Source organism: Agrobacterium sp. MS2, from assembly GCF_003261015.1.
In the GTDB taxonomy this organism is placed as follows: Bacteria; Pseudomonadota; Alphaproteobacteria; order Rhizobiales; family Rhizobiaceae; genus Agrobacterium; species Agrobacterium pusense.
Genome location: NZ_QLNF01000086.1, coordinates 605,295 through 626,674, shown reverse-complemented (window position 1 = coordinate 626,674; position 21,380 = coordinate 605,295). Strand labels below are relative to the sequence as shown.

The following is a 21,380-nucleotide window of genomic DNA, read 5'->3' as shown; positions in this document are numbered from 1 at the left end:
GTGCTCTGCCCATCAAACCGGTCAAACAAAAACAAGGAGATTGCCATGAAAGAGTTTAAAGCGACCCGTCGTTCCACCCTCAAGCTGCTCGCTGCCGGCTCTGGCATCCTGGCGGCGCCCAGCCTGATGCGCTCCGCCCACGCGCAGGGCAAGGTCGTCAATATCACGACATATGACAAGTTCGTGCCGCAGTCTTTCATCGACCAGTTTCAGAAGGACACGGGGATCGAGATCCGCATCCGTCTGACGGACGATCAGGGCAAGCAATATAACATTCTGACGGCCGAAGGCGCCACACCATCGACCGATATCGTGACGGTGACCGGCCACCGGCTCTCCCAGTTCATCGGTTCCAACCTCCTTTCGCCGCTTGATACCAGCCGACTGAAAAACTGGGACAAGCTGGCGGCGGCTTACAAGGGTGCGCCGCAGCTCACCATCAACGGCTCCACCTACGGCGTTCCGCTTTTGGCGGGCTTTGAAGGTCTGGCCCGTAACACGGAGTACACCAAGCCTTCCGATAGCTGGGGCATGATGTTCGACGATGAATACAAGGGCCTGACATCCTACATCATTTCGGACTTCCTTTCGCTGACCATGCTCTATCAGGGCAATGACGGCGATTATGTCACCTATGAAGGCAAGGAAGCCGTTGCCCAGGAAGCCACCAACAAGGCGCGCGACTTCCTGATCAGCCAAAAGGACAAGGTTCGCAAATACTACGATGCGGGCTCCGAGGTGCAGCAGATGTTCCTGAACGAGGACATCTATGTCGCGCAGGCCTGGTCCGGTCCGACGTCCAAGCTGATCATGGACGGTCACCCCATCGAGCTGTCCGTTCCGAAGGAAGGCACCTACGGGTTCCTCTACTCCTTCAACGTGGTGAAGAACGGTCCGAATGCGGACGCTGCCTATACCTTCCTGGACGCTATCCTCGCCTCGCCGGAAATCGGGGCTGCCATGGTTCGGCAGTCGGGCTTCGCCTCGGCCTTTGATGGCGTCGACAAGCTGCTCAACGACCGCGAACGGGCCGCCATGGCGCTTCCACAGGACCAGATGGAGCGCATCAAGTTCTTCAGCTCGGTCAACCGGGCCATGAAGAACGCGATGATCGACAAGGCAGCTGCCGAAATCAAGGCTGCCTGAGTTACGGCTGCGATGCGAACCCGACCTCGGCCGGGTTCGCAGGACCCCAATAAAAAGCTTGTCCAGAGCTGGGAACGATCATGGTGAACACGACAATGACTGAACTGCGAGAGGAAGGCGCGCCAGCCCCGGCGCATTATTCCGGATGGATTGGCAAGGTGACAGGCTCAGCCCTTTACCGAACCACCATAGGCCGGCTGGCAGACAGTCGCCATGCGCGCCTCGCACTCCTTGCCGGGATACCCGTGATATGGCTTTTCGTCCTGCATGTCGGGCCGATCCTGCAAATGGCCAATATCAGCTTCACGGACAACTATCCGCCTCAACCGAACGAGGCCACGCGCTATACGCTCGCCAACTATGCCCTGTTCTTCTCGGATTCGATTTACGTGCTGCCCTTCATACGCAGCCTCGTATTTGCCGCCGTTGTTACCGTGTCGACCCTAGTTATCGTTTATCCGGTTGCCTATTACGTGGCGAAGGTGCTTCAGCCGAAGCAGCGTATGCGGGCGCTGCTGCTCCTGCTCATCCCATTCTGGGCCGGAGAACTGATCCGGACCTTCTCGGTCATCATGCTTCTGGCCAATCGGGGAGCCGTCAACGTCCTGTTGCGCGAGATCGGCATCATCGATCGGCCCATCCCGATGCTCTACACGTCCTTCTCGCTGAGCTTCGGCGTTATCTACCTCCTGGCGCTCTATATGCTGCTCCCACTTTATTCAGCCATAGAAAAGATCCCGGTACAGCTGGTGCATGCCGCTGCCGATCTTGGCGCAAGCCCTTTCCAACGCTTCCGCCGCGTTATCCTGCCGCTGTCGAAAGACGGTATCGTGTCCGGATGCAGCCTGGTTTACCTCACCGCCGTCGGCGTCTTCGCCGCTCCGCTGCTGCTCGGCGGGCCGAACGCCGTCATCTTTCCGGAGGTGATCGCAACGCTCTTCCACTCCTCCAACGACAAATGGCCTGAAGGCGCTGCCTTCGCCATGCTGATGCTCGCCGTGTCGCTGACAACGGTTGGTCTCTTCATGCGCGTCGTTGGCGGTCGCTCTGTCCGGCTGATGTAGGAGATGATGATGCGGTCCCCCTTAAACGACCTTCCGAAGACGGCACTTGGCGCCTGTTATGCCATTTTCGTTATCTATCTGCTTTTGCCGCTGGCCCTGATGATGGCGATGAGCTTCAAGGATGCAAACTTCATCGCCTTTCCGATCAGTAACTGGACCCTGGATTGGTATGGCAAGGTACTTCAGGACAAGCAGTTCATCGAAGCCTCGCTTTATTCGGTCGGGATAGCGTTTGCCACCACGATCGGAGCGACCGTTATCGGTGTGTGGATTGCCCTGCTGATTTCGACCGAGGGCATCCGCGGCAAGGCCATTCTCTTTGCGCTCGCCTGCCTGCCTGCCGTCGTTCCCGGTCTCATCAACGCCATCTCAATGCGGATATTCATCCGGACGGTCGATATCCCCACGGGCACCTTCGCGATTATCCTCTCCCATACCGTCCATGCGGTGCCGTTTGTCGTGATCATGGTGCTGACGCGCCTACGTTCCATGCCCGCCAATCTCGTGGATGCGGCAAGAGACCTCGGGGCTGACGCATTTATCGCCTTCATGCGCGTTACGGTCCCCTACATCCTGCCGGCCCTGATCGGCGGCATGATTTTCTGTGTTTTGACCAGCATCGACGATTTCGTGCGCACCTTCTTCCTGGGTGGATACAAGCCGACGCTACCGATGCTCATCTTCGCCAAAGTCCAGGGCGGCATGTCGCCAGAGATCAATGCGATGGCGACCATCGTCCTCATCGTCACCGCCGCCGTCGGCCTTTATGCCGAGCACTTCACCCGCCGTTCGAGGAACTGAGTTATGCAGCCGGTTGTTCATTTTAAAAACGTCAACAAGTCTTACGGCGCTTCTCTTGCTGTCGATGATCTGGACCTGGCGGTCGCGCCGGGCCAATTCGTTACCCTGCTTGGCCCCTCCGGTTGCGGCAAATCCACGACGCTGAGAATGCTCGGAGGGTTCGAAACGCCATCTTCCGGCGAAATCTACCTCGACGGGCAGCCGATCTCGCATCTGCCGCCCAACAGGCGAAACGTCAATATCGTCTTTCAAGACTATGCCCTGTTTCCGCACCTGTCAGTTCAGCGCAACATTGCCTTCGGACTTGAACTGAAGGGGCTGGATTCGGCGTCCATCCACCGCCGGGTCATGGAACTCCTCGGTCTCGTCAAGCTGCAGGATTTTGCCGGGCGAATGCCTGAGCAACTGTCGGGCGGTCAGCGCCAGCGCGTGGCCCTCATGCGGGCGCTGGCGCCGGACCCGAACGTCTTGCTGCTCGACGAGCCGCTATCGGCGCTCGACGCCAAGCTGCGCCATGAGATGCAGATCGAGTTGAAGTCAATCCAGCAGACGACCGGCAAGACCTTCATCTTCGTCACCCATGATCAGGAAGAGGCCCTGACCATGTCTGACGTCGTGGTGGTGATGAACAAGGGGCGGATCGAGCAGATGGGAGCGCCTGATGATCTCTATGCCCGCCCCCGTAGCCGCTTCGTCGCCGACTTCATCGGTCAGAGCAACTTTCTCGAAGGCCGGTTGGTGTCTGCCGAGGGCGATGTTGCAACAACTGAATGGCAGGGCAGTCCGATCCGGGCCGATCTTAACGGCCACCATCACGCGGTTGGCAGCCACGTCACGATCGCGCTGCGTCCGGAAGCCCTGTTCTGTCTTCCCGAGCAGCCGAGTGATCGTTTTGCCCTCAAGGGCCAGATCGAGCGGCGCGTGTTCAAGGGCGCTCATACGACGTTGACGATCCGCCTCGACAACGGCGCACTCCTGTCGGCCCAGCTCGATCCGGTGGCGCTCTCGCATCTTGATGGCGAGACGGTCTGGGTGGGTTGGCGCGATCGCGACGCCGTAGTGCTCGCCGATTAATCCTCATGCCCGTCGGTGCCGATGGGCAATAGTGAATTTCAGGAGATCACCTGATGACTTTAGAACAGCAAGACCGGACCGAGCAGCAGAGACTAGCTGCGCTCAACGCCCGGGTGAGGCAGGATTTGTCCTACCTCAATTATCCCGCAGCAAACTGGTCGAAACCGGTCTCGACCTCAGACGGTCAGCTTGCCAGCGATGTCGTGATCATCGGCGGTGGCATGTGCGGCCTCGTCGCCTGGCATGCCCTGACAAGGGCAGGGATCGCCAATATCCGGATTGTGGACCGCGCCGCAAAAGGTGAAGAGGGGCCTTGGGTGACTTACGCGCGCATGGAAACCCTGCGCTCGCCCAAGAACCTGCTCGGGCCAGCGCTCGGTATGGCATCGCTCACCTTCAGGGCTTGGTACACCGCCCGCTTTGGCGAAGAGGCCTGGGAAGAACTCTTCCGCATTCCGCGACCGATGTGGATGGAATATCTGAGCTGGTACCGGCAGGTGATGGAAATCCCGGTTGAAAACAACATCCACGTCACCCGCGTCATACCACGGTCCGATGGGCTTCTGGAGCTTGAGATCGACGGCGGGAAGGCTGACCCGATCATCACGCGGAAACTGGTGATGGCAACAGGCCGTGATGGCCTGGGAGAACCGACGATCCCGGATTTTGTGAAGGGCATGCAACGTAACGTCAGCTGGGCGCATTCCGCCGACATGATTGATTTTCAGCGTCTGAAGGGAAAACGAGTCGTTGTCATCGGGGTAGGGGCGTCCGCTGTGGACAATGCAGCGGAAGCGCTCGAGCAGGGGGCCGGTGAAGTGCGTCTCCTTGCCAGACGCAAGACAATGCCGACGATCAACAAGTTGATGGGCATCGGATCATACGGTGTCACCGCCGGCTTCGCGAAAATTGACCCTGTGTGGCGCTGGCGTCTCATGGATTATTCCGTCAAGCAGCAGACCCCCGCGCCACACAATTCAACGCTGAGGGTGAGCCGACATCCCAACGCCTATTTCCATTTCGGCTGCGGTATCCAATCGATGAAGGAAGAGGGCGGCGAGGTTGTGATCACCACAATCAACGGCCGCGTTTTTCGGACCGATTTCGTGATTTTGGGAACGGGATTCTCAATCGACCCCGTCAGTCGTCCCGAACTCGAAATGTTCAACGGGCAGATCGCCTGCTGGGACGACCGCTACACGCCGCCACCAGGTGAGGAAAACCCTGGGCTCGGGCGATTCCCCTGGCTGCAAGACGACTTCTCTTTCACCGAGAAAGAGCCGGGTACCGCCCCTTGGCTGCAGCAGATCCATTGTTTCAATTACGGTTCATCGGTCAGTCTGGGCAAAGTCAGCGGCGATATTCCGGCCATCAGCGAAGGTGCGCTCTGGCTTGCGCGAGGTATCGCCGCTTCGCTGTTCATCGCCGACATCGATCATCACTGGGAGGCGCTGAAGGCTTACGAAAAGCCTGAACTCGATGGATCCGAATGGACCGATGCGGATGCCGACCCCACCATGCAGAAGACAGCCTGAGGTTAAGGCGATGAGCAGAAAAACCGTTTATTATTACCATGCGCTCAGTTCGCCCTGGGCCTATCTGGGCTGGCCACAGTTCAAGGCGCTGATTGAAAAGCACGATCTCGATGTCGTCGTCCGCCCTACCCGCATCGTCACCGAAAACGGTGGTGTTCCACTTCGTTCCAGACCGCAGCCGCGGCAGGACTACCACGCCGTCGAACTGGAGCGCTGGCGCAAACGTCTGGGTATGCCGTTGGTGCTGAAGCCCAGATATTATCCCACCAACAACGAGTTTTCCGCGCGCATGGTGATTGCGGCCGACAGACAGGGTTTGCCTGCACTGGAACTCAGTCATGCGCTTCTGCGGGCACTGTGGGCGGAGGAGCAGGACGTGACCGATCCGGACGTTCGCATCGCCGTGGCAAACGGCCTGGGTCTTGATGGTCGTGCGCTGCGTGCGCTCGAAGACACGCCCGAGATCATGGCGGCCTGGCATGACAGCCACGCCGAAGCGCAGGCGCGTGGTGTCTTTGGAACCCCCACCTGGATTTACCGCGACACGCTCTATTGGGGGCAGGACCGCCTGACCTTTCTGGATGACGCTCTTTCCGAGGATTGAAAAAACAATGACAGCTACACCTCCAGAAGACGTGATCGACCGCGTCCTCGGCCTTGATGCCAGCTCCGATCTGTTGAAACTCCGCGAGCGGCGCTCTAAGCTCAAACACCTGACGCAGACCAGCTATCTTGCGGCTTTGCGGCCGGCAGAGCCACGCAACTTTTCCTACGCCCTGCGGGCGGCACTTGCCGCGCGTATGTCCGCATTGTGGAAGGCGAAAGAACTCCATGCGCACTACATCGAGCGGCTTGCCGAGGAGGAGGGAGGCTCCGACCACGCATCAGTCGCCGATCCGTCATCGGTCCTTCAGCACGCGGATTCCCGCCTGCAAGCCATCCTGAACCACGTCGATCTCGTGACCCTTACGCCGAAGAACGCGACCCGGGAAAACATTGAGAAACTCTATGCCGTTGGTCTCGACGACCGCGATATCGTCACGCTCGCCGGCCTGATTGCCTATGTGAATTATCAGGTGCTGGTCGTTGCCGGCCTCAAGATGATGAGGGACAATTAATATGTCACAGCCCGTCCATGAATTCACCCTCGATGCGCTTGACTGGCATCCTTACGTCCAGCCTGTGGACCTTGCAAACGCGACCCCCGAGCAATTGTCGGCCCTGAAGGTCACCCCTTCCAATACCAAGGTATCGGCCTATGTCCTCGTACTCGCTAACGAGGCGGAGGCGCTGAACGAGCGCACCCCGCTCTTCAACGATATCATGTATAGTGAAGGCGGATTGTCACGCGGTGGGCGCGAGATCGGTGCGCTGGCGGCATCCTTCGTCAATCACTGCATTTACTGCGCCGCTGTTCACGCCAACCGCTATATCCAGCTGGAGAAACGGCCCGAGGTCGTGGACGAAATATACAAGAACGGGCTGGATGCGGACCTTCCTGATTTCGAGCAGGCGCTGTTCAATTTCGGTGTCGATCTGACCGCCCATCCAGACAATGTGGGGGTCTACCAATTTTATCACTTGCGGGAAATCGGTCTGGATGATCTTGAAATTCTCGACCTCATCCATTCCATCGCCATCTTCGGCTGGGCGAACCGGCTGATGCATACGTTGGGTGAACCACATCGGAAAGAATAAGTGAAGGCAACGGCAATCACGGGGACCGAGGCAGCTGTCCGCCCGTTCGGCGTCGCGCATCGCGATGTCCTCAAAATCGCGATACCAATGATGATCGCCTATCTGTCGACCCCGCTTGTGGGTCTTGTGGCGACGGGCGTCATCGCGCATATGCGAAACGAGGCGCTGGTGGGCGGGGTGGCGCTGGCCTCCGTGATCTTCGACGTTATCTTCGTGACCTTCAATTTCCTGCGCGGCGCCACCACCGGCTTTACGGCACAGGCAATGGGTGCCGGCGACCGGGTAGGTGAACAGCGGATGTTGCTGAGCGGCCTTATCATCGCACTGGTGGCCGGTCTGTTGTTGCTGCTGCTCCAGGGCCCGATCGGTGCGCTTGGCATGAGCGTCATGGGCGCAGAAGGGATTGTCGCTGAAGCCGCCTCTACCTATTTCCACTGGCGAATCTGGTCGGCCCCCTTCGTTCTCTTCAATTTTGTCGCCTTCGGCTGGCTCATTGGTCGCGGTGAGGCCATGTGGAGCATGATCCTCCAGACGCTGCTGAATGGCCTGAATGCCGCCCTCAGCGTTCATTGGGTCATAGGGCTCGGCTGGGGAGTGGAAGGTGTTGCTATCGCCACTTTGGTTGCAGAAGCCGTGACCGCTGTGGCAGGCGCAGCTTTGATCCTGGCCAAGACCGATCGCTCCTCCTGGCGGCTTCCTGATATACCGGCGATCAGACGATCCTTTGCGGTCAACGGCGACATGATGATCCGCTCGTTCGCATTGCTGATCGGCCTGTCCTTCTTCACACGCCAGAGCGGCTTCCTCGGGATCGACGTGCTTGCCGCCAACACCATTCTGCTGCGTTTTTATTTCTTCGGGGTCGCCTTCCTTGACGGTGTCGCTACGGCGGCGGAACAGCTTGCCGGCCGCGCTGTCGGTGCACGTTATCGGCCGGCCTTTGACCGCACGATCAAGCTGACGACATTCTGGGGCCTGATTTTCGCAGCGCTGGTTTCCCTGGCCTTCCTGGCTGCCGGGGATTGGGTGATTGCGCTGACGGCGCCCTCCGACGCTGTTGCGAGACTGGCCGATACCTACCTGATTTACGTGGTGGTCTTGCCTGTTGTCGGCATCATCGCGTTTCAGATGGACGGCGTCTATATCGGGTCCACCTGGTCTCGGCAAATGCGCAACCTCATGGTGGCATCCCTGATCATCTATTTCGCCGCCTGGGCGGTCCTGCAGCCCCTTTACGGCAATGACGGCCTGTGGATTTCGCTTCTCTTGTTTCAGGGCGCCCGCAGCATCGCCTTCCGGTTCATGCTTCCGAAACTTGCGGCGGCGACGTTCCGGTAAAGATGGGACAAAATGAGTTCCCCATCACGGCTGTTTCTTCCTTGCCAGATTGAGGAAGGCTTCCGACGCCCTCACCAGATGCTTATGTGAGACGTCGGCGCGGACAATCAAGCCCTGCTCAATTCCGCCTTTGTCAATATTTTCAGGGGTATGGCCGGCGTTTTCCTCCGATCCCTGATCGTAGGTTTTGACCTTAATGATGCGGCGATCCACGCCGATGTTCTCGAGATATTGGACGGCGCGCTTGGCGCCTTCTTCGTCTTCAAAAAGTCCCGTAACGATTGGCATTGTTTCCTCCTTCCTCGCGTCCCGGCCTGATGGTGAACCACGGGCGTGCCTCATCGTTCCTTCACATTGATCACGGGTTGTTGTCCCGATCGTGAGCAAAGAGGGGAACGCATCTCCGCAAGCGGAGTTGGGTGAGGGGTAGAATTGACATGGGGGCTCGAGACTTTGAGCGAAACAACTGTTCCGTACTGCGGACCAGCACCTGATTTCACCGACCTTGCATATGCATGGAACCTCGATCCGGTTCTCATCGCGATGATAGCGCTCGCAACCGTTCTGCTGTTTGGGACAGCGACCCGACAGGGGCCCTTCTTGCAGCGTTCCGCCATAATCTGCATTCTTGTCGTTGCGTTCGTATCGCCGCTTTGTGCGCTGACGACGGCCCTTTTCTCCGCACGGGTTTTCCATCATTTCATATTGATTGCCGTCCTTGCGCCATTGCTTGCGCTAAACCTTGAAGGACGCCTGCCGCGCTTACCCTGGCGGCTCCCAGTCCTGCCGGAAATTCCGTTTCTCGCGCATACCATCGTCTATTGGGCCTGGCATCTGCCGCCGGGTTATTCATTCGCGCTTTCAAACTCCCTTGCTTACTGGGGCATGCAGCTCGCCTTGATTGTAACCGCTGTCTGGCTATGGAGGACGATGCTCGTCTCTGCCGGACCGGGAAGGAGAATTGCGCTCGCACTTGCAACGATGGCGCAGATGGGCTTCCTCGCAGCCATCCTTACATTTGCTCCTTATCCGCTTTTTGCAGAGCATCTGCTCACGACCGAGTCTTATGGGATGACAGCGCTCGAAGATCAGCAGCTTTCGGGCCTGATCATGTGGACATTCGGTCTTGTCCCCTATCTCGTCGTTGCGCTTTCCTCCATCCGGACCATGCTGCAGATGACTGCATGGCGGGGGGTGCAATGATCGCGCTCTTCAAGTTTGTCCATTTTTTAGCGATCTCTGTCTGGATCGCAGGCCTTATCAGTCTTCCCGGTCTCTACGTGCAACGTGCGCATGTCCAAAAGGATGACGATCGTTTCCGCCTGCAAAAGATCGTGCGGTTTTCCTATGTAAAGGTATTGTCGCCAGCCGCTTTTTTCGCAGTCGCGTCCGGAACCACGCTTATTTTCCTGCAATCCACGTATTTATCATGGTTCAGCGCAAAGCTCGCCCTTGTGGCTATTCTCGTGTTTCTACACGTGCTTACGGGCTTGGTCATTCTCCGTCTCTTTAACGACGGCGAGATCTATCCTGTGTGGCGTTTCATTGTCGTCACGGCGTTCACCAGCATCATAGCCGTTGGCATCGTCTATCTGGCGCTCGCAAAACCGGAGATACCCGCACTGCTGCCTGACTGGTTCCATGAGCCTGGGGCACTAAAGCGTAACATCGCCCCCCTCATTCCTTGGGAGACACCATGAGGCCGATGCCGTGATCGAATATCAGCTTTCCGCCGTGCCAGCCCGCGAGCGCAGTAAGGACCGAAGCAAGGAGGGACAGGCCGAGCCCATGCGGCAAAATCTCGATCATGCCGAATGTCCTCCCTCCCCAATTGGCGCCTGCCACGGAGATCAGCGCTATTGCGGCCACACCATGCGCCCAGCTGGCAACCCGGGCGCGAATTCCCGCGACAAGAAGCAGTTCCGCCGTGCCGATGATGCCGGCTGCGACGCCGCTGAAAAAAGCGCCTCCCGATGCCCAGACTCCGGCGCGAACCCAGAACTCGTCTGCGGACCACCAATAAAGGAGGTCGCAAGCCAATGTCGTGATGACAAGGGCAATAGGGAAATGAACGGTCATTGCGTGCAGTGGATGGCCGGCAACGGCGATTGCGGAGTCCGTCGTCTTCTCCTCCACCTTGGAGATGACCGGGTTGGGTGTGTCGCTTTTTTCCATCTGACGTTTCCTTTTCGAGCGCTAACCTGCGGGAGAAGCGCGGGGTTCCGTTTGATAGCGCTCATTCCTCTGCTTTTGCTGGTTTCCGCTTGCTCCGGTGACCTCTCGACACTGGCGCCGGCAGGCCCGGCCAGTCGCAAGGTCGCGCTGCTGTGGTGGGTAATGTTGGGCGGCGCCTGCGCAATCTTCATGCTGATTGCCGTTCTGCTGGCGGTGGTCTTTTTCAGCCCGGCCTCCCTTGCTCGGGTGAAAACGCACCATTGGCTGATCGGCGGCGGCATCGGGTTCCCCATACCGATCCTGACGGCCCTGGTGGCTTTTTCATTCATGCAAGGAGAATCCCTCCTGCCACAGTCCGGGAGCGATCCGCTTCGCATATATGCGGTTTCACGCATGTGGAAATGGGAGTTTGCTTACGAAACACCGACCGGAGAAGTCCGCATTTCCGACGTGATGCATATGCCGGTGGGCCGTGATGTCATTGTAGAGGTCACAAGTGACGATGTCATTCACAGCTTCTGGGTTCCAAGGCTTGGCGGAAAGATCGACGCCATTCCCGGACTTTCCAACAAGATTGCCCTCAGGGCGGATCAGGCCGGCACTTTCGGCGGCATCTGCGCGGAATATTGCGGTACCGGCCATGCCGGCATGAGTTTCCGCGTTGTTGCTCACACGGAGAGCGAGTTTTCAAAGGTGATCGGGGGTTTGGGACAACGCTGATGAATGATGTGCGCACACCGAAGAAACACTCGTCATTAAGGCTTCACCGGGAACTCAATGAGGTCTGGAGTTCGGGCACCGGATTTCGGCGTCTCGCAGCGGTCAACCACACCGTCATAGGCAAACGCTTCATGGTGACCGCGCTTGCTTTCTTCGCCATCGGCGGGTTCCTGGGCATGCTCATCCGGACACAACTGGCCACGTCATCAAACGCCTTCATGGATGCCGAGCAATATGCGCAGGTCTTCACGATGCACGGCACGATCATGATGTTTCTGTTCGCAATTCCTTTTTTTGAAGGACTTTCGATCTACGTCCTGCCGAAGCTCATCGGCGCCAGGGACCTCGCTTTTCCCCGCCTGTCCGCCTATGGCTACTGGTGTTACCTCTTCGGCGGCGGAATGCTGATTTTCGCCCTTATTGGCGGGGCTGCGCCTGCGGGGGGCTGGTTCATGTACACGCCGCTGTCGTCATCGCAATACAGTCCCGGGATCAATGCCGACATCTGGCTTCTTGGCATTACCTTCGTGGAGATTTCCGCTATCAGCGCGGCGATCGAAATCATCGTGACGATCCTGAGGTTGCGTGCACCCGGCATGTCCCTCGACAGGATGCCGGTCTTCGCCTGGTACATGCTCGTTGTCGCCGCGATGATGCTGATCGGTTTTCCGCCGCTGATCCTCGGTTCGATATTGCTGGAGGCTGAACGGGCCTTCGATATCCCGTTTTTCGACCCGCAACGCGGCGGTAGCCCGCTTCTGTGGCAACACCTCTTTTGGCTGTTCGGCCACCCCGAGGTCTACATCATCTTTCTGCCGGCGGCCGGAGCCCTGTCGACAATTATTCCCGTTCTGGCACGAACGCGCCTGATTGGTTACAACATCATCGTTGCGGCGTTGATCGCCATGGCTTTCCTGTCCTTCGGACTGTGGGTGCACCACATGTACACGGTGGGCATCCCCCATGTGGCGCTGTCGTTTTTTTCTGCCGCGAGCGCGCTTGTCACCATCCCGACAGCGATCCAGATATTCGCCTGGCTTGGAACCATCGCAAGCGGCAAGCCGACGATGAGCGTTCCCATGCTCCACATCCTCGGGTTTTTCTGCGTGTTCGTCATCGGCGGCCTGACCGGCGTCATGCTGGCCATGGTACCCTTCGATCAGCAGGCGCATGATACACATTTTGTGGTGGCGCATCTTCATTATGTCCTGGTCGGGGGATTTCTCTTTCCCATGCTCGCCGGGCTTTATTACTGGGTGCCGCATATCAGCGGGCGCCAGCCCGTCCAGCACCTTTCCAGGGCCGCGTTCTGGATGATCTTCATCGGCTTCAATCTCACATTCTTCATGATGCACCTGACCGGGCTGCTCGGCATGCCGAGGCGTGTTTTTTCCTATCCAGAGGCTTCCCCCTGGGAGTGGCTCAATCTTCTCTCCTCAATTGGCAGCTTCATAATGGCCGCGGGCTTCATGCTGGTGGTGCTGGACTTCGCGCTGCTGTTTCGCTACGGGCGCGCTTTCAGGCGCAATCCGTGGGATGCCGGTACCCTTGAATGGGCCATGCCGACCCCGCCAGCGGCCTATGCCTTTGCGTCACAGCCGGAAGTGACTGCTAGAGCGGACAGCCTTCCGATCAACCGGATCGCGGCGACGCTCGCCGCGGGTAAAGGGTACCTCGGCTTTGTGAGATCCAGGAAAATGGAGACCATGGGGACGGATGCCGTAACCGGTGCGCCGCTGCAGATCGTCGTGTTGCCAGGGCCAAGCTTTCTTCCTTTGCTGACTGCCATGTCCACGGCCGCCTTTTTCATCGCATTGCTTCTCAAGGCGTATCCGGTGGCGGTTTTCGCTCTCGTCATTATTGCTTTGCTCTTCCTGGCGTGGACGCCGAACGATGATGCCAGACAGGAACGCGGACCCGTCGTCGCGCGTGGAGAAGAACGTTTTCCGCTTCATTACGAATGCGCCGATGCTCCGTCCGTCATGGCGGTGAAACTTGCCCTGATTGCGGACACGACGCTTTTTTCCTCATTGCTTTTCGGCGGGCTTTTCCTCTGGATTTCCGCTGGTGGCGAAAAGATCGTCTGGCCGCAGTCGATATCACTGCAGACGGTTTTCCCGTTGAGCGCCGCTGTAGCCGCCATCTTTGGCGCACTGGCGAGACATCTGAGAGCGGCTGTGACGATGTCGATCATCAGCACGATTGCCTACGTGGCGGCGATCGTCTGTGGTGCAATGGTGCTGCGGGCGGAATACACGGCGGTAAGCCATGCAATCCACGGCGTTTCGACTGCGGTCAACGTTTATCTCCTTTTGCACGGATTTGTCGGCCTGATCCTTGTGGCATTCGGGTGTTGGCGTCTGTCGAATGGCTACGTCTCGGACCGTCGCCGAAACGACCTTCGCATAGGCACCCTCTGGCATGTTCACTTGCTTTTCGCGACAGGCATATCGTTTCTTTTCCTGCAGACACTACGGTCATTAACGGAGGGAGGCTGAGATGCGCTACCGAACAGGCTTCAGTCTTGCTGGGCCCTTCATCACCTGGGCCCTGTGCTTTCTCACATTATATGCCGTGCAATTCGTCGGCTGTGCCTGGGGGTGGGATACGCGCTCCTGGGCCGGTGTTTCGATCCTTCGATCCGTACTGCTTGCTCTGTTCGGCTTATCGCTTTTCCTGCTTGTGCTGTGGATGAGGAAATTGCGGAGCAATCAAAAGTCGGGGAGCGATATCCTTTCGGTAATCTCTCATGCGGCAGCGCTCGCGGCGTTTGCTTCCACCGCTTTGGTTTTTCCCGGCGTGTTTTGGCTTAGCCTGTGTTAAGGCGATAACATCCGTCGCCGCATGTTCAGAGCTGCATCTGCGCTTCCAGCGGGCGGGACGGAAGCGGCGCGATGGGATCAGCGGGGTGAACGCTGAGCCAGAAGTCTGGCAACCGCGTTGGCGTCTATTGCCTCGATGCGGTATCGATCGTGGGGTGTGCCACCAGTTGTTTCCGCGGCGACCATCGCATTGATCACCGCCTCTTCCACGCTCTGCACCACTGCCTGATAGACCGGATCAAGCACATCGTCATTGACCATGTCGATGCTCAACAACGGTCCGGCCTTATGGCGCATCGGGTGTGGATTGGCCGTCGAAAAAGCGAGAAAAATGTCGCCGGAACTATTGCCGCCGACTGTGCCGTTGCGGCCGATGCCTATCGCGCCGCGCCGCGCCAGCTTCCGCAGCTGGTGCGGCGCAAGTGGCAGGTCCGTGGCAATCACAACGATGATCGAGCCTCGTTCGGACAGCCCCGGGTTTTCTTGTTGCAGCAGTTTGCCAACGGGTAGACCGCCAATTGTCAGCCAGTCCCGCTGGCCGTGATTGGCCTGCACCAGCGCCGCGACGGTGAACTCCTTGTCGTCAATGGCGATCAGTCGCGACGCCGTACCGGTGCCGCCCTTGAAACCGTAAGCAATCATGCCCGTGCCGCCGCCGACATTGCCCTCAGCGACCGGACCGCTTCTGGCAGCGTTCAATGCCTCCAGGACGTGCTCGACCGCGACGTGTTGGCCGTTGATGTCATTGAGCATGCCGTCATAGGTTTCTGCCACCACGGGCATGATCCACAGGTGGGTGTCTCCCTCGTAGGTCGATGCAAATCGGTCAATCATCCATCGCACGGCGCTTTGATGGGCGATACCTACGCTGTGCGTGTTGGTAATCAGGACAGGCCCGACAAAGTAGCCCCCGTCCTCGATCCAGTGAGATCCCGTCATCTCACCATTGCCATTGAAACGATGAATGCCAGCGAATACCGGTACTGGTTCGCCCGCTGCGGCGTGCGGCAGTATCGCCGTCACGCCGGTACGCACCGGCAACTTGCGACCGGGGCGGGGTATCTCTTCACGGATCGTCGAAAAGCCGACATGGATACCGGCGATGTCGGTGATGGCGTTGAGTGGGCCGGGCGTGCCGTCGAAGGCAATACCGAAGTCACGCGCGCGTTTTTTGCCTGCTGAGGTCGTCTCGCTGATCATTGGTCCCTCCGATTTTCAGGCAGCTTTCAACAAATGGTCAGTTTCACGTCGTTGTTGTCCAGGCTTTCTGTCAAATCTTCGCCCAGCGCCTTATCGGTAACGACGTGCGTGATGTCCCGCCAAGCGGCATAGCGCGCGGGGAAGAGGCGGTCGTGCTTGGAATGATCGGCGACCACGACGGTGCGCGCTGCGCGCGAGACCATCGCGCTGTAAACCGCGCCACACTCCAAGAGGGCGTCCGAGGGGCCGTCTGGACCCAGACCGCTTGCGCCAAGAATGGCGAAATCGGCATAGAAGGAATTGAGGAATGACACCGCATAAGCACCGACCGTCGCGCCCTCGGTGGCGTGATAGTCGCCGGGCAGCATGACCACCTTGATTGTCGGGTTGATGGCAAGCACGGTCGCCACACCAAAGGAATGAGTGAGTACAGTGATGTTCTTCATCTCGACTGCTACGCGCCGCGCGGTGTGCACTGTCGTCGAGCCCGAGCCGATCATAAGCACCTGAGCCCCTTTAAGTATCTGGACGGCCGCCTTGGCGATCCTTTCGCGCTCGCCGACAAAGAGCGCATGGCGCTCGGTCACCGAAGGCTCGGTGGAAAGCGAGCGCACGGCGCCACCATAAGTGCGATTGAGCAGACCTTGTTCGGTCATCTCGTCCAGATCGCGCCGGATTGTCTCTGTCGAGACGTCTAGGCGCCGGGCAAGTTCAGCAACGCGCAGGCTCGGTGCCTGGTTAAGTTCAGTCAGGATGCGCGACTGGCGCACGCTTTTTGGTTTTTTCATCGCGCCTCACTCCCAATGGCTTTCCAGCGCAAAACTCGGCCGCGTGAGGAACAGCTCAGTGCGCCGTGTTCAACTGCAGCAGAGACGGAGGAATTCTTGTCGGCATAAAGGGCTTCGAGTGCTTTCATCGACCAAGTTGTGTCAGGAACACTCTGGGCGAACAAGCCCGGGGCGACTTTCGTCCCCGATTGTTTCATGCTTTGGCTGCGGCAGATAGCCGATCAACTCTTCCGTGGTCATCACGTTGGCATAGATCATGTGCAGTCTGGTCAGTTCACTGACGTGGAGTTCCATGGAGCCTGCTGCGCACGCGTCATCGACGACGATGACGTCGAAGCTCTCGTCAGCGAGGCTGCGGACGGTGGAAGATACACACTGGTCGGTAAAAATGCCGGAGCAAACAACGTGGGTGATGCCCATATTGGTCAGCAAAAGCCTGAGATTCGTGCCCGTCAGCGCACTGTCTGTGGTCTTGGTGACAACGATCTCGCCGTCCTGGGGGGCAACCTGCGAAAGTATCTGCGAAGCTTGCTCATCCTTCGGAAGCAAAAGATTGTTCCATCCCGGCTTCTTCTGGCTGAGCGAACGATCCCGGCCATCGGTGCGCAGGCAAGCAATTCGCGCGAAAAACACGTCGAGGCCGAGTGCGCGAAACCGTTCCAAGAGACGCCGGGTATTGGGGATGACGGTGTCATGCATGCGCTCGTGAAACGGCGTCCAAGCGTGATAGCGGACAAGATGATCACCAGAGAGCGTGTCGGGAGCTGGGCGATCGAGATACGTGTTCTGCATGTCGATGACGAGAAGCGCCACCTTGCCCTTTTCAAGCGTCGGATCGTCGGGTTCCGGAGCGCCCTGATAGTAGAAGGAACGGCGGTCGGTTTTCCAGTTCATCGAGGCGTCCTCATGTATCCGCCTGACGACGGCGGACCAGCATGATGGCGAGACCGCCAGCCAGCAACAATATGGCAGCCGATACAGTGCTCATCGTGCCGAGCGCCGGCACCATTGGCGAATACCCGGCGACCATCTTCGAATAGAGCCATTTCGGGATCGTAGAGTCGACGCCGGCTGTATAAAGCGACAACGGAAAATTGCCCCAGGAAAGCAGGAACGCGAAGAGCGCGCCGGACCAGATACCCGGCCACAGGATCGGCAGGGTCACCTCGCGCAGAATGAACCAGCGGCCGGCTCCGAGGTCACGCGCAGCCTCTTCCAGTGTTGGATCAAAGGAATAGACCTGGATGGCAATGACGAGCGTCACCACCGGAACGATCCAGACGAGATGCGCAATAACGGCCGTCTGCCAGCTCGGGTTGATGCCAAGCGCGTTGAACCACAGGAGGAGAGCGAGCCCCAGCACCGGCTGCGGAAAGAAGACTGGCAGAAGGATCGCCTTCTGGAAAAGCTTGCGCCCCTTCCAGTCGTAGCGGGCGAAGGCGAGCGCGCCGAAGAAGGCGAATATCACGGAGACAAGCGTGACGATGAAAGCGATCAGGAGGGAGTTCTGCACGAGAGCCTGAATCTCGAGCGAGCCAAGGGTCTTGCCCCACCATTCGGTCGAAAAGGCGTTAATCGGGAAGCCGAAATAGCGTCCCCTGGACAGGCCGGCCATCGCTCCGCAGAGGATAGGAAGGTAAACGGCAAGGACGACAAAGGATGTCCAGACCTTGACGAAGGCTCGGGCGCGGATTTGCGAGCGGGTTTCCATGTCTCACTTCTTTCCCAGAATGCGGTCGAGATCGAGCTTGGACAGAACGTAGAGGGCAAGCCCGCTGATGATCGCGACGAGCAGGAGGGCGAGCGCCGAGCCAAGCGGCCAGTTCTGTGCATACGTGAAAGCAACCTCGATATCCTGCGCGATGGTAATGACCGACTGGCCGCCGAGAATCTTGGATTCGGCGATCGCGCCGGCGCCGAGCACGAAGGTGAGCAACATGCCGATCAGGATACCGGGCATGGCGAGTGGGAGCTCGATCTCGCGCCAGATCGTCAGCCTGTTAGCCCCAAGGTCGCGGGCCGCATCGACAAGGTCCCGGGGGATCATGGCAATGCCAAGCGACATCGGGAACAGCATGAAAGGCAGATAGACATATGTCATGCCGAAGAGGATGGCGCCGGGTGTGTAAAGTATCTCGGGTCCGCCCGAGAAGCCGAGCCACTTCAGGCCGCCGTCGAGCACCCCGTTCTTGATAAAGAACAGCACCCAACCGTAGAGGCGTACGTTTTCCGAGACGAACAGCGGAAAGACGAACAGCACGCCGACCAGGCCAGACCATTTGCCGAACATGCGATTGAGACCGTAGGCGATGGGATAGGCGATCATCGCAAGCAATATGACTGTCGCAAAGGCATAGGCGATCGACCAGGCAAACGACATCCAAACGGTATTGGAAGGATTAAGGATCACCGTGAAGTTGGCGAGGGTAAAAGAGCGAAACACGTCGAAGCTCTTGGGCGTGGCGAAGGCATAGGCAGCTACCGTAAGAAGCGGTGCCAGAAAGCCAAGCAGCAGCAGGATCGTGACAGGAGCGGCCGCGCGCAATCCTGCAGGGATAGACGGAAAATGCCTTTTTTCACCGGCCGCTTCAGCATGGGTCATGGTTACCATATCAGTCTCCCACCACGATCGCGTCGCGGGCATCCCAGCCGATAGTGACCGTGTCGCCCGACGTGATGCCGGTCGCGGCGGCGCGTGCGGCCTCGACCAGATAGATCCGGTCGCCGGAATGAATCTGATACTGCATGCGCGAGCCGAGAGAGTATTCGTTGTAGATCGTGCCGGAGATCAGGTTGTCGGCGCTCGACGAGCCGATGACGAAGCGCATTGTTTCGGGCCGGACGATTACGGTTGCCGTGTCACCAATGGATGCTGCAACCGGGGCAATGGTTATCGGCCTGGCGTCGGCGAGCGTCCAGACGCCTTGGTGGCCGCGCCTGACTTCAAAACTGTTCACCTCACCAAAAAATTCCGCGACGAAGCGCGTTGCCGGCTTAGTGTAGATTTCCTCAGGTGTGCCAATCTGAACGAGGCGGCCACGACTCATTACCCCGACGCGATCAGACATGACCATGGCTTCCTCGAGCGAATGGGTAATGTAGACAAAGGTCTTCCCGCTTTCGCGGTGCAGGTCCTTGAGCTCCTTTTCCAGAACTTTCTTCAGTTTGTAGTCGAGCGCCGATAGCGGTTCGTCGAAAAACAAGACGTCGGGGTCATAAGCAAACGCGCGGGCGAGCGCCACGCGCTGTTTTTCACCACCCGAGCAGCGCATCACGTTCTTGGAGTAGTAACTCTCCGGCAGGCGCACCATGCGCATGAGTTCGAGAGCGCGCGCTTTGCGTTCTGCGGCCGGCATTTTGCGGACCTTCAGCGGGAACTCGATGTTCTCGCCGACGCTCTTGTGCGGGAAAAGCGCAAGCGACTGGAAGACGAGACATGTCGGACGCCTGTCGGACGGCACGTTATTGATCGTTTCGCCGCGCAGCGTGATATAGCCTTCTGATGGTGACTCCATGCCGGCCAGCATGCGCAGAAGTGTGGTCTTGCCGGACCCGGAGGGTCCGACAATGGTGACGAATTCGCCTTCTCTGATATCGACACTTATGCCATCTACCGCGGCAAAATCGCCGAAAATCTTTCGAACGTCGACAAGTTGCAGCACCGGTTTCGGCGTTGGATGGATCGGATCCTCGATTTTCGGCAAGACGTCGGATAGGGTGGGCGAGATCATCGCAAGGCTCATGTTCTGTTCTCCGTCGGGACAGGCTTTGCTCAGCCGCGCAGGCGCCTGGCGGCGGTCATCAGTTCCAGTGCCTTGTCATAGTCAGGCACGATGTCGTATTGCGCCGAGCGCGCCATATCCTCCTCGAGGCTGTCCCATTGGATGGCTTCCATCTCGTCCTTGGTGAAGAGTTCGTAGCACTTCGGGTTGCCCATCTGGCTGACCGGGTTGAATGTGCCTTCAGCAAAGGCGACGGTGTGGGCGACGTGCGGATCCTGGACGTATTTCAGAAATTCCAGGGCGAGTGGCGAAAGTTCGGGATTGTTGACCGTCGAGGTGATCTCGATCCAGGAAATACCGCCCTTGCCATCCATCGGGCCCTTGAGTGGCGTAATGGCGCGCAAGTTCGCATAGCCGTCTGCACGCGCCGGAGAGACGGAATAAGTGCCACCGGTCATATAAAGGTCGATCTCGCCCGAGACGAGAGCCTGATTGAGTGACGCCATGTCCCCGACCATCTTGGCGCCCTTGAAAACTTTTTCTGCGGTTTCGGCAAAGGCCTTGAACTCCTCCTCCGTGTGCTCCCTGAAGGGGTCAATTCCGGCGATGAGGAAGATGTTGAAGACGTTCCAGTCGTCGGATTCCTGTATGCCGTACTTGCCGGTGATCGAGGCGTCGTTGAACAGGTCCCAGCCCTGTTCCTCCGCCGTTGCTTTGCTGACTTTGTCGGTGTTGACAACAAAGCTGTAGGGCCCGAAGCGCTGCGCCATGCCGAGCAGGTCCTTGCTGTCGTCGCTCATTGCCCAGCGATAAGGCGCCTTGAAGTTGGGGAGCATGGTCTCGAAATAGGGCTCGAACTCGGCGCGCGGCAGCGGCTTTATCAGCCCGGCCGGCCCCATCACCTTTCGGGCCCAGGGATTGTTGACGTTGATCAGGTCCCAGATTTTGGTCTCGCCCGCGCGCAGGCGGTTGATCATGGTCGGGTCGTTGGTCAGGCTTTCAGCCTTAACGGTCGCTGACTGGCTGGATCGGAAGGGATCCAGGACCTGTGCGGAATTGTAGCCTTCCCAGCACAGGATATTGAGCTCTTTTTCGCGACCCGCAAAAGCGCGGGTCGCGCTTGCCATTGGGCCGGTAAAAGCGGCCGCACCCATCATCTGCATCATGTTGCGTCTGGAGATTTTCATCATAATTGTTCCCCTTTTTCTTGGCCGCTTCCGTGGCTCGTGGATCGCTTATGTTGGAATCTTGTCGTAAAAATGTGTGATTTACAACATCTATTTTCTGCTTCATGGTG

The 21,380-nt window shown here is 58.5% G+C and carries 23 protein-coding genes; 14 read left to right on the top strand and 9 right to left on the bottom strand.

Annotation, left to right across the window (positions count from 1 at the left end; genetic code table 11):
- Positions 1-45 precede the first annotated feature (45 nt).
- From DOU54_RS25820 to DOU54_RS25780, 9 genes are all read left to right on the top strand, one after another.
- On the top strand, positions 46-1,146 hold the full coding sequence (locus tag DOU54_RS25820; protein WP_052808808.1) for an extracellular solute-binding protein: 1,101 nt from the start codon (positions 46-48) through the stop codon (positions 1,144-1,146).
- Between the two features lie 80 nt (positions 1,147-1,226).
- Positions 1,227-2,210, top strand: a complete 984-nt coding sequence (locus tag DOU54_RS25815) for an ABC transporter permease (RefSeq protein WP_080823312.1) — start codon at positions 1,227-1,229, stop codon at positions 2,208-2,210.
- Positions 2,211-2,219: 9 nt separating this feature from the next.
- Positions 2,220-3,011, top strand: coding sequence for an ABC transporter permease (locus DOU54_RS25810; RefSeq protein ID WP_072493370.1), 792 nt, complete (start codon positions 2,220-2,222; stop codon positions 3,009-3,011).
- A 3-nt stretch (positions 3,012-3,014) separates the two neighbouring features.
- Positions 3,015-4,085, top strand: coding sequence for an ABC transporter ATP-binding protein (locus DOU54_RS25805; RefSeq protein WP_072493369.1), 1,071 nt, complete (start codon positions 3,015-3,017; stop codon positions 4,083-4,085).
- Between the two features lie 53 nt (positions 4,086-4,138).
- Positions 4,139-5,620: an NAD(P)-binding domain-containing protein gene (locus DOU54_RS25800; protein WP_072493368.1), complete on the top strand. Its 1,482-nt coding sequence runs from the start codon at positions 4,139-4,141 to the stop codon at positions 5,618-5,620.
- A 10-nt stretch (positions 5,621-5,630) separates the two neighbouring features.
- Entirely contained in the window at positions 5,631-6,224 is a 594-nt protein-coding gene (locus tag DOU54_RS25795) for a 2-hydroxychromene-2-carboxylate isomerase (RefSeq protein ID WP_022563159.1), read from the top strand.
- A gap of 7 nt (positions 6,225-6,231) precedes the next feature.
- Positions 6,232-6,738 (top strand): CMD domain-containing protein, encoded by a 507-nt coding sequence (locus DOU54_RS25790; RefSeq protein ID WP_072493367.1) that lies wholly within the window; start codon positions 6,232-6,234, stop codon positions 6,736-6,738.
- 1 nt (position 6,739) lies between these two features.
- Positions 6,740-7,318, top strand: coding sequence for a peroxidase-related enzyme (locus DOU54_RS25785; RefSeq protein WP_004445999.1), 579 nt, complete (start codon positions 6,740-6,742; stop codon positions 7,316-7,318).
- A complete protein-coding gene (locus tag DOU54_RS25780) occupies positions 7,319-8,656 on the top strand; it encodes an MATE family efflux transporter (protein WP_072493366.1) in 1,338 nt (445 codons plus the stop codon).
- A gap of 24 nt (positions 8,657-8,680) precedes the next feature.
- Here DOU54_RS25780 and DOU54_RS25775 read toward each other — a convergent pair whose 3' ends face one another.
- A complete protein-coding gene (locus DOU54_RS25775; RefSeq protein ID WP_004445997.1) occupies positions 8,681-8,944 on the bottom strand; it encodes a hypothetical protein in 264 nt (87 codons plus the stop codon).
- 165 nt (positions 8,945-9,109) lie between these two features.
- On the opposite strand from DOU54_RS25775, the gene DOU54_RS25770 reads away from it, so the two are divergent.
- Both DOU54_RS25770 and DOU54_RS25765 read left to right on the top strand, forming a co-directional pair.
- Complete coding sequence (locus DOU54_RS25770; protein ID WP_072493365.1) at positions 9,110-9,859, top strand: cytochrome c oxidase assembly protein; 750 nt, start codon at positions 9,110-9,112, stop codon at positions 9,857-9,859.
- Positions 9,856-10,356 carry a CopD family protein gene (locus DOU54_RS25765; protein ID WP_072493455.1) on the top strand — a complete coding sequence of 167 codons (501 nt, stop codon included), beginning with the start codon at positions 9,856-9,858 and terminating at the stop codon, positions 10,354-10,356. The genes DOU54_RS25770 and DOU54_RS25765 overlap by 4 nt, the downstream gene beginning before the upstream one ends.
- On the opposite strand, the gene DOU54_RS25760 is transcribed toward DOU54_RS25765, so the two are convergent.
- On the bottom strand, positions 10,334-10,831 hold the full coding sequence (locus tag DOU54_RS25760; RefSeq protein WP_072493364.1) for a DUF2231 domain-containing protein: 498 nt from the start codon (positions 10,829-10,831) through the stop codon (positions 10,334-10,336). The genes DOU54_RS25765 and DOU54_RS25760 overlap by 23 nt on opposite strands.
- 51 nt (positions 10,832-10,882) lie before the next feature.
- On the opposite strand from DOU54_RS25760, the gene coxB reads away from it, so the two are divergent.
- From coxB to DOU54_RS27765, 3 genes are read left to right on the top strand one after another with little or no spacing between them, the layout of a single operon-like run.
- The gene (gene coxB, locus DOU54_RS25755; RefSeq protein ID WP_072493363.1) at positions 10,883-11,551 is read left to right on the top strand and encodes a cytochrome c oxidase subunit II; all 669 of its coding nucleotides are present in this window, start codon (positions 10,883-10,885) and stop codon (positions 11,549-11,551) included.
- Complete coding sequence (gene ctaD / locus DOU54_RS25750; RefSeq protein ID WP_072493362.1) at positions 11,551-14,049, top strand: cytochrome c oxidase subunit I; 2,499 nt, start codon at positions 11,551-11,553, stop codon at positions 14,047-14,049. The genes coxB and ctaD overlap by 1 nt, the downstream gene beginning before the upstream one ends.
- 1 nt (position 14,050) lies before the next feature.
- Positions 14,051-14,374 (top strand): hypothetical protein, encoded by a 324-nt coding sequence (locus DOU54_RS27765; RefSeq protein ID WP_072493361.1) that lies wholly within the window; start codon positions 14,051-14,053, stop codon positions 14,372-14,374.
- A gap of 77 nt (positions 14,375-14,451) precedes the next feature.
- Here the strand turns inward: DOU54_RS27765 and DOU54_RS25740 are convergent, their stop codons facing one another.
- The 7 genes from DOU54_RS25740 to DOU54_RS25710 all read right to left on the bottom strand — a co-directional run bounded on the left by DOU54_RS25740 (position 14,452) and on the right by DOU54_RS25710 (position 21,273).
- On the bottom strand, positions 14,452-15,573 hold the full coding sequence (locus DOU54_RS25740; protein ID WP_113732052.1) for a DmpA family aminopeptidase: 1,122 nt from the start codon (positions 15,571-15,573) through the stop codon (positions 14,452-14,454).
- Positions 15,574-15,599: 26 nt separating this feature from the next.
- The gene (locus DOU54_RS25735; protein ID WP_004445980.1) at positions 15,600-16,361 is read right to left on the bottom strand and encodes a DeoR/GlpR family DNA-binding transcription regulator; all 762 of its coding nucleotides are present in this window, start codon (positions 16,359-16,361) and stop codon (positions 15,600-15,602) included.
- 141 nt (positions 16,362-16,502) lie between these two features.
- The gene (locus tag DOU54_RS25730; protein WP_113732051.1) at positions 16,503-17,255 is read right to left on the bottom strand and encodes a cysteine hydrolase family protein; all 753 of its coding nucleotides are present in this window, start codon (positions 17,253-17,255) and stop codon (positions 16,503-16,505) included.
- A 10-nt stretch (positions 17,256-17,265) separates the two neighbouring features.
- Complete coding sequence (locus tag DOU54_RS25725; RefSeq protein WP_004445974.1) at positions 17,266-18,072, bottom strand: ABC transporter permease; 807 nt, start codon at positions 18,070-18,072, stop codon at positions 17,266-17,268.
- A 3-nt stretch (positions 18,073-18,075) separates the two neighbouring features.
- A complete protein-coding gene (locus DOU54_RS25720) occupies positions 18,076-18,972 on the bottom strand; it encodes an ABC transporter permease (RefSeq protein ID WP_113732050.1) in 897 nt (298 codons plus the stop codon).
- A 1-nt stretch (position 18,973) separates the two neighbouring features.
- A complete protein-coding gene (locus DOU54_RS25715; RefSeq protein WP_080823315.1) occupies positions 18,974-20,104 on the bottom strand; it encodes an ABC transporter ATP-binding protein in 1,131 nt (376 codons plus the stop codon).
- A 29-nt stretch (positions 20,105-20,133) separates the two neighbouring features.
- Positions 20,134-21,273 (bottom strand): ABC transporter substrate-binding protein, encoded by a 1,140-nt coding sequence (locus DOU54_RS25710; RefSeq protein ID WP_072493357.1) that lies wholly within the window; start codon positions 21,271-21,273, stop codon positions 20,134-20,136.
- Between the last annotated feature and the right edge of the window lie 107 nt (positions 21,274-21,380).

Coding starts and splice junctions, on each gene's coding strand:
- DOU54_RS25820 (WP_052808808.1), top strand. CDS start 46: ATGAAAGAGTTTAAAGCGACCCGTCGTTCCACCCTCAAGCTGCTCGCT.
- DOU54_RS25815 (WP_080823312.1), top strand. CDS start 1,227: ATGGTGAACACGACAATGACTGAACTGCGAGAGGAAGGCGCGCCAGCC.
- DOU54_RS25810 (WP_072493370.1), top strand. CDS start 2,220: ATGCGGTCCCCCTTAAACGACCTTCCGAAGACGGCACTTGGCGCCTGT.
- DOU54_RS25805 (WP_072493369.1), top strand. CDS start 3,015: ATGCAGCCGGTTGTTCATTTTAAAAACGTCAACAAGTCTTACGGCGCT.
- DOU54_RS25800 (WP_072493368.1), top strand. CDS start 4,139: ATGACTTTAGAACAGCAAGACCGGACCGAGCAGCAGAGACTAGCTGCG.
- DOU54_RS25795 (WP_022563159.1), top strand. CDS start 5,631: ATGAGCAGAAAAACCGTTTATTATTACCATGCGCTCAGTTCGCCCTGG.
- DOU54_RS25790 (WP_072493367.1), top strand. CDS start 6,232: ATGACAGCTACACCTCCAGAAGACGTGATCGACCGCGTCCTCGGCCTT.
- DOU54_RS25785 (WP_004445999.1), top strand. CDS start 6,740: ATGTCACAGCCCGTCCATGAATTCACCCTCGATGCGCTTGACTGGCAT.
- DOU54_RS25775 (WP_004445997.1), bottom strand. CDS start 8,944: ATGCCAATCGTTACGGGACTTTTTGAAGACGAAGAAGGCGCCAAGCGC.
- DOU54_RS25765 (WP_072493455.1), top strand. CDS start 9,856: ATGATCGCGCTCTTCAAGTTTGTCCATTTTTTAGCGATCTCTGTCTGG.
- DOU54_RS25760 (WP_072493364.1), bottom strand. CDS start 10,831: ATGGAAAAAAGCGACACACCCAACCCGGTCATCTCCAAGGTGGAGGAG.
- ctaD (WP_072493362.1), top strand. CDS start 11,551: ATGAATGATGTGCGCACACCGAAGAAACACTCGTCATTAAGGCTTCAC.
- DOU54_RS27765 (WP_072493361.1), top strand. CDS start 14,051: ATGCGCTACCGAACAGGCTTCAGTCTTGCTGGGCCCTTCATCACCTGG.
- DOU54_RS25740 (WP_113732052.1), bottom strand. CDS start 15,573: ATGATCAGCGAGACGACCTCAGCAGGCAAAAAACGCGCGCGTGACTTC.
- DOU54_RS25735 (WP_004445980.1), bottom strand. CDS start 16,361: ATGAAAAAACCAAAAAGCGTGCGCCAGTCGCGCATCCTGACTGAACTT.
- DOU54_RS25730 (WP_113732051.1), bottom strand. CDS start 17,255: ATGAACTGGAAAACCGACCGCCGTTCCTTCTACTATCAGGGCGCTCCG.
- DOU54_RS25725 (WP_004445974.1), bottom strand. CDS start 18,072: ATGGAAACCCGCTCGCAAATCCGCGCCCGAGCCTTCGTCAAGGTCTGG.
- DOU54_RS25720 (WP_113732050.1), bottom strand. CDS start 18,972: ATGGTAACCATGACCCATGCTGAAGCGGCCGGTGAAAAAAGGCATTTT.
- DOU54_RS25715 (WP_080823315.1), bottom strand. CDS start 20,104: ATGAGCCTTGCGATGATCTCGCCCACCCTATCCGACGTCTTGCCGAAA.
- DOU54_RS25710 (WP_072493357.1), bottom strand. CDS start 21,273: ATGATGAAAATCTCCAGACGCAACATGATGCAGATGATGGGTGCGGCC.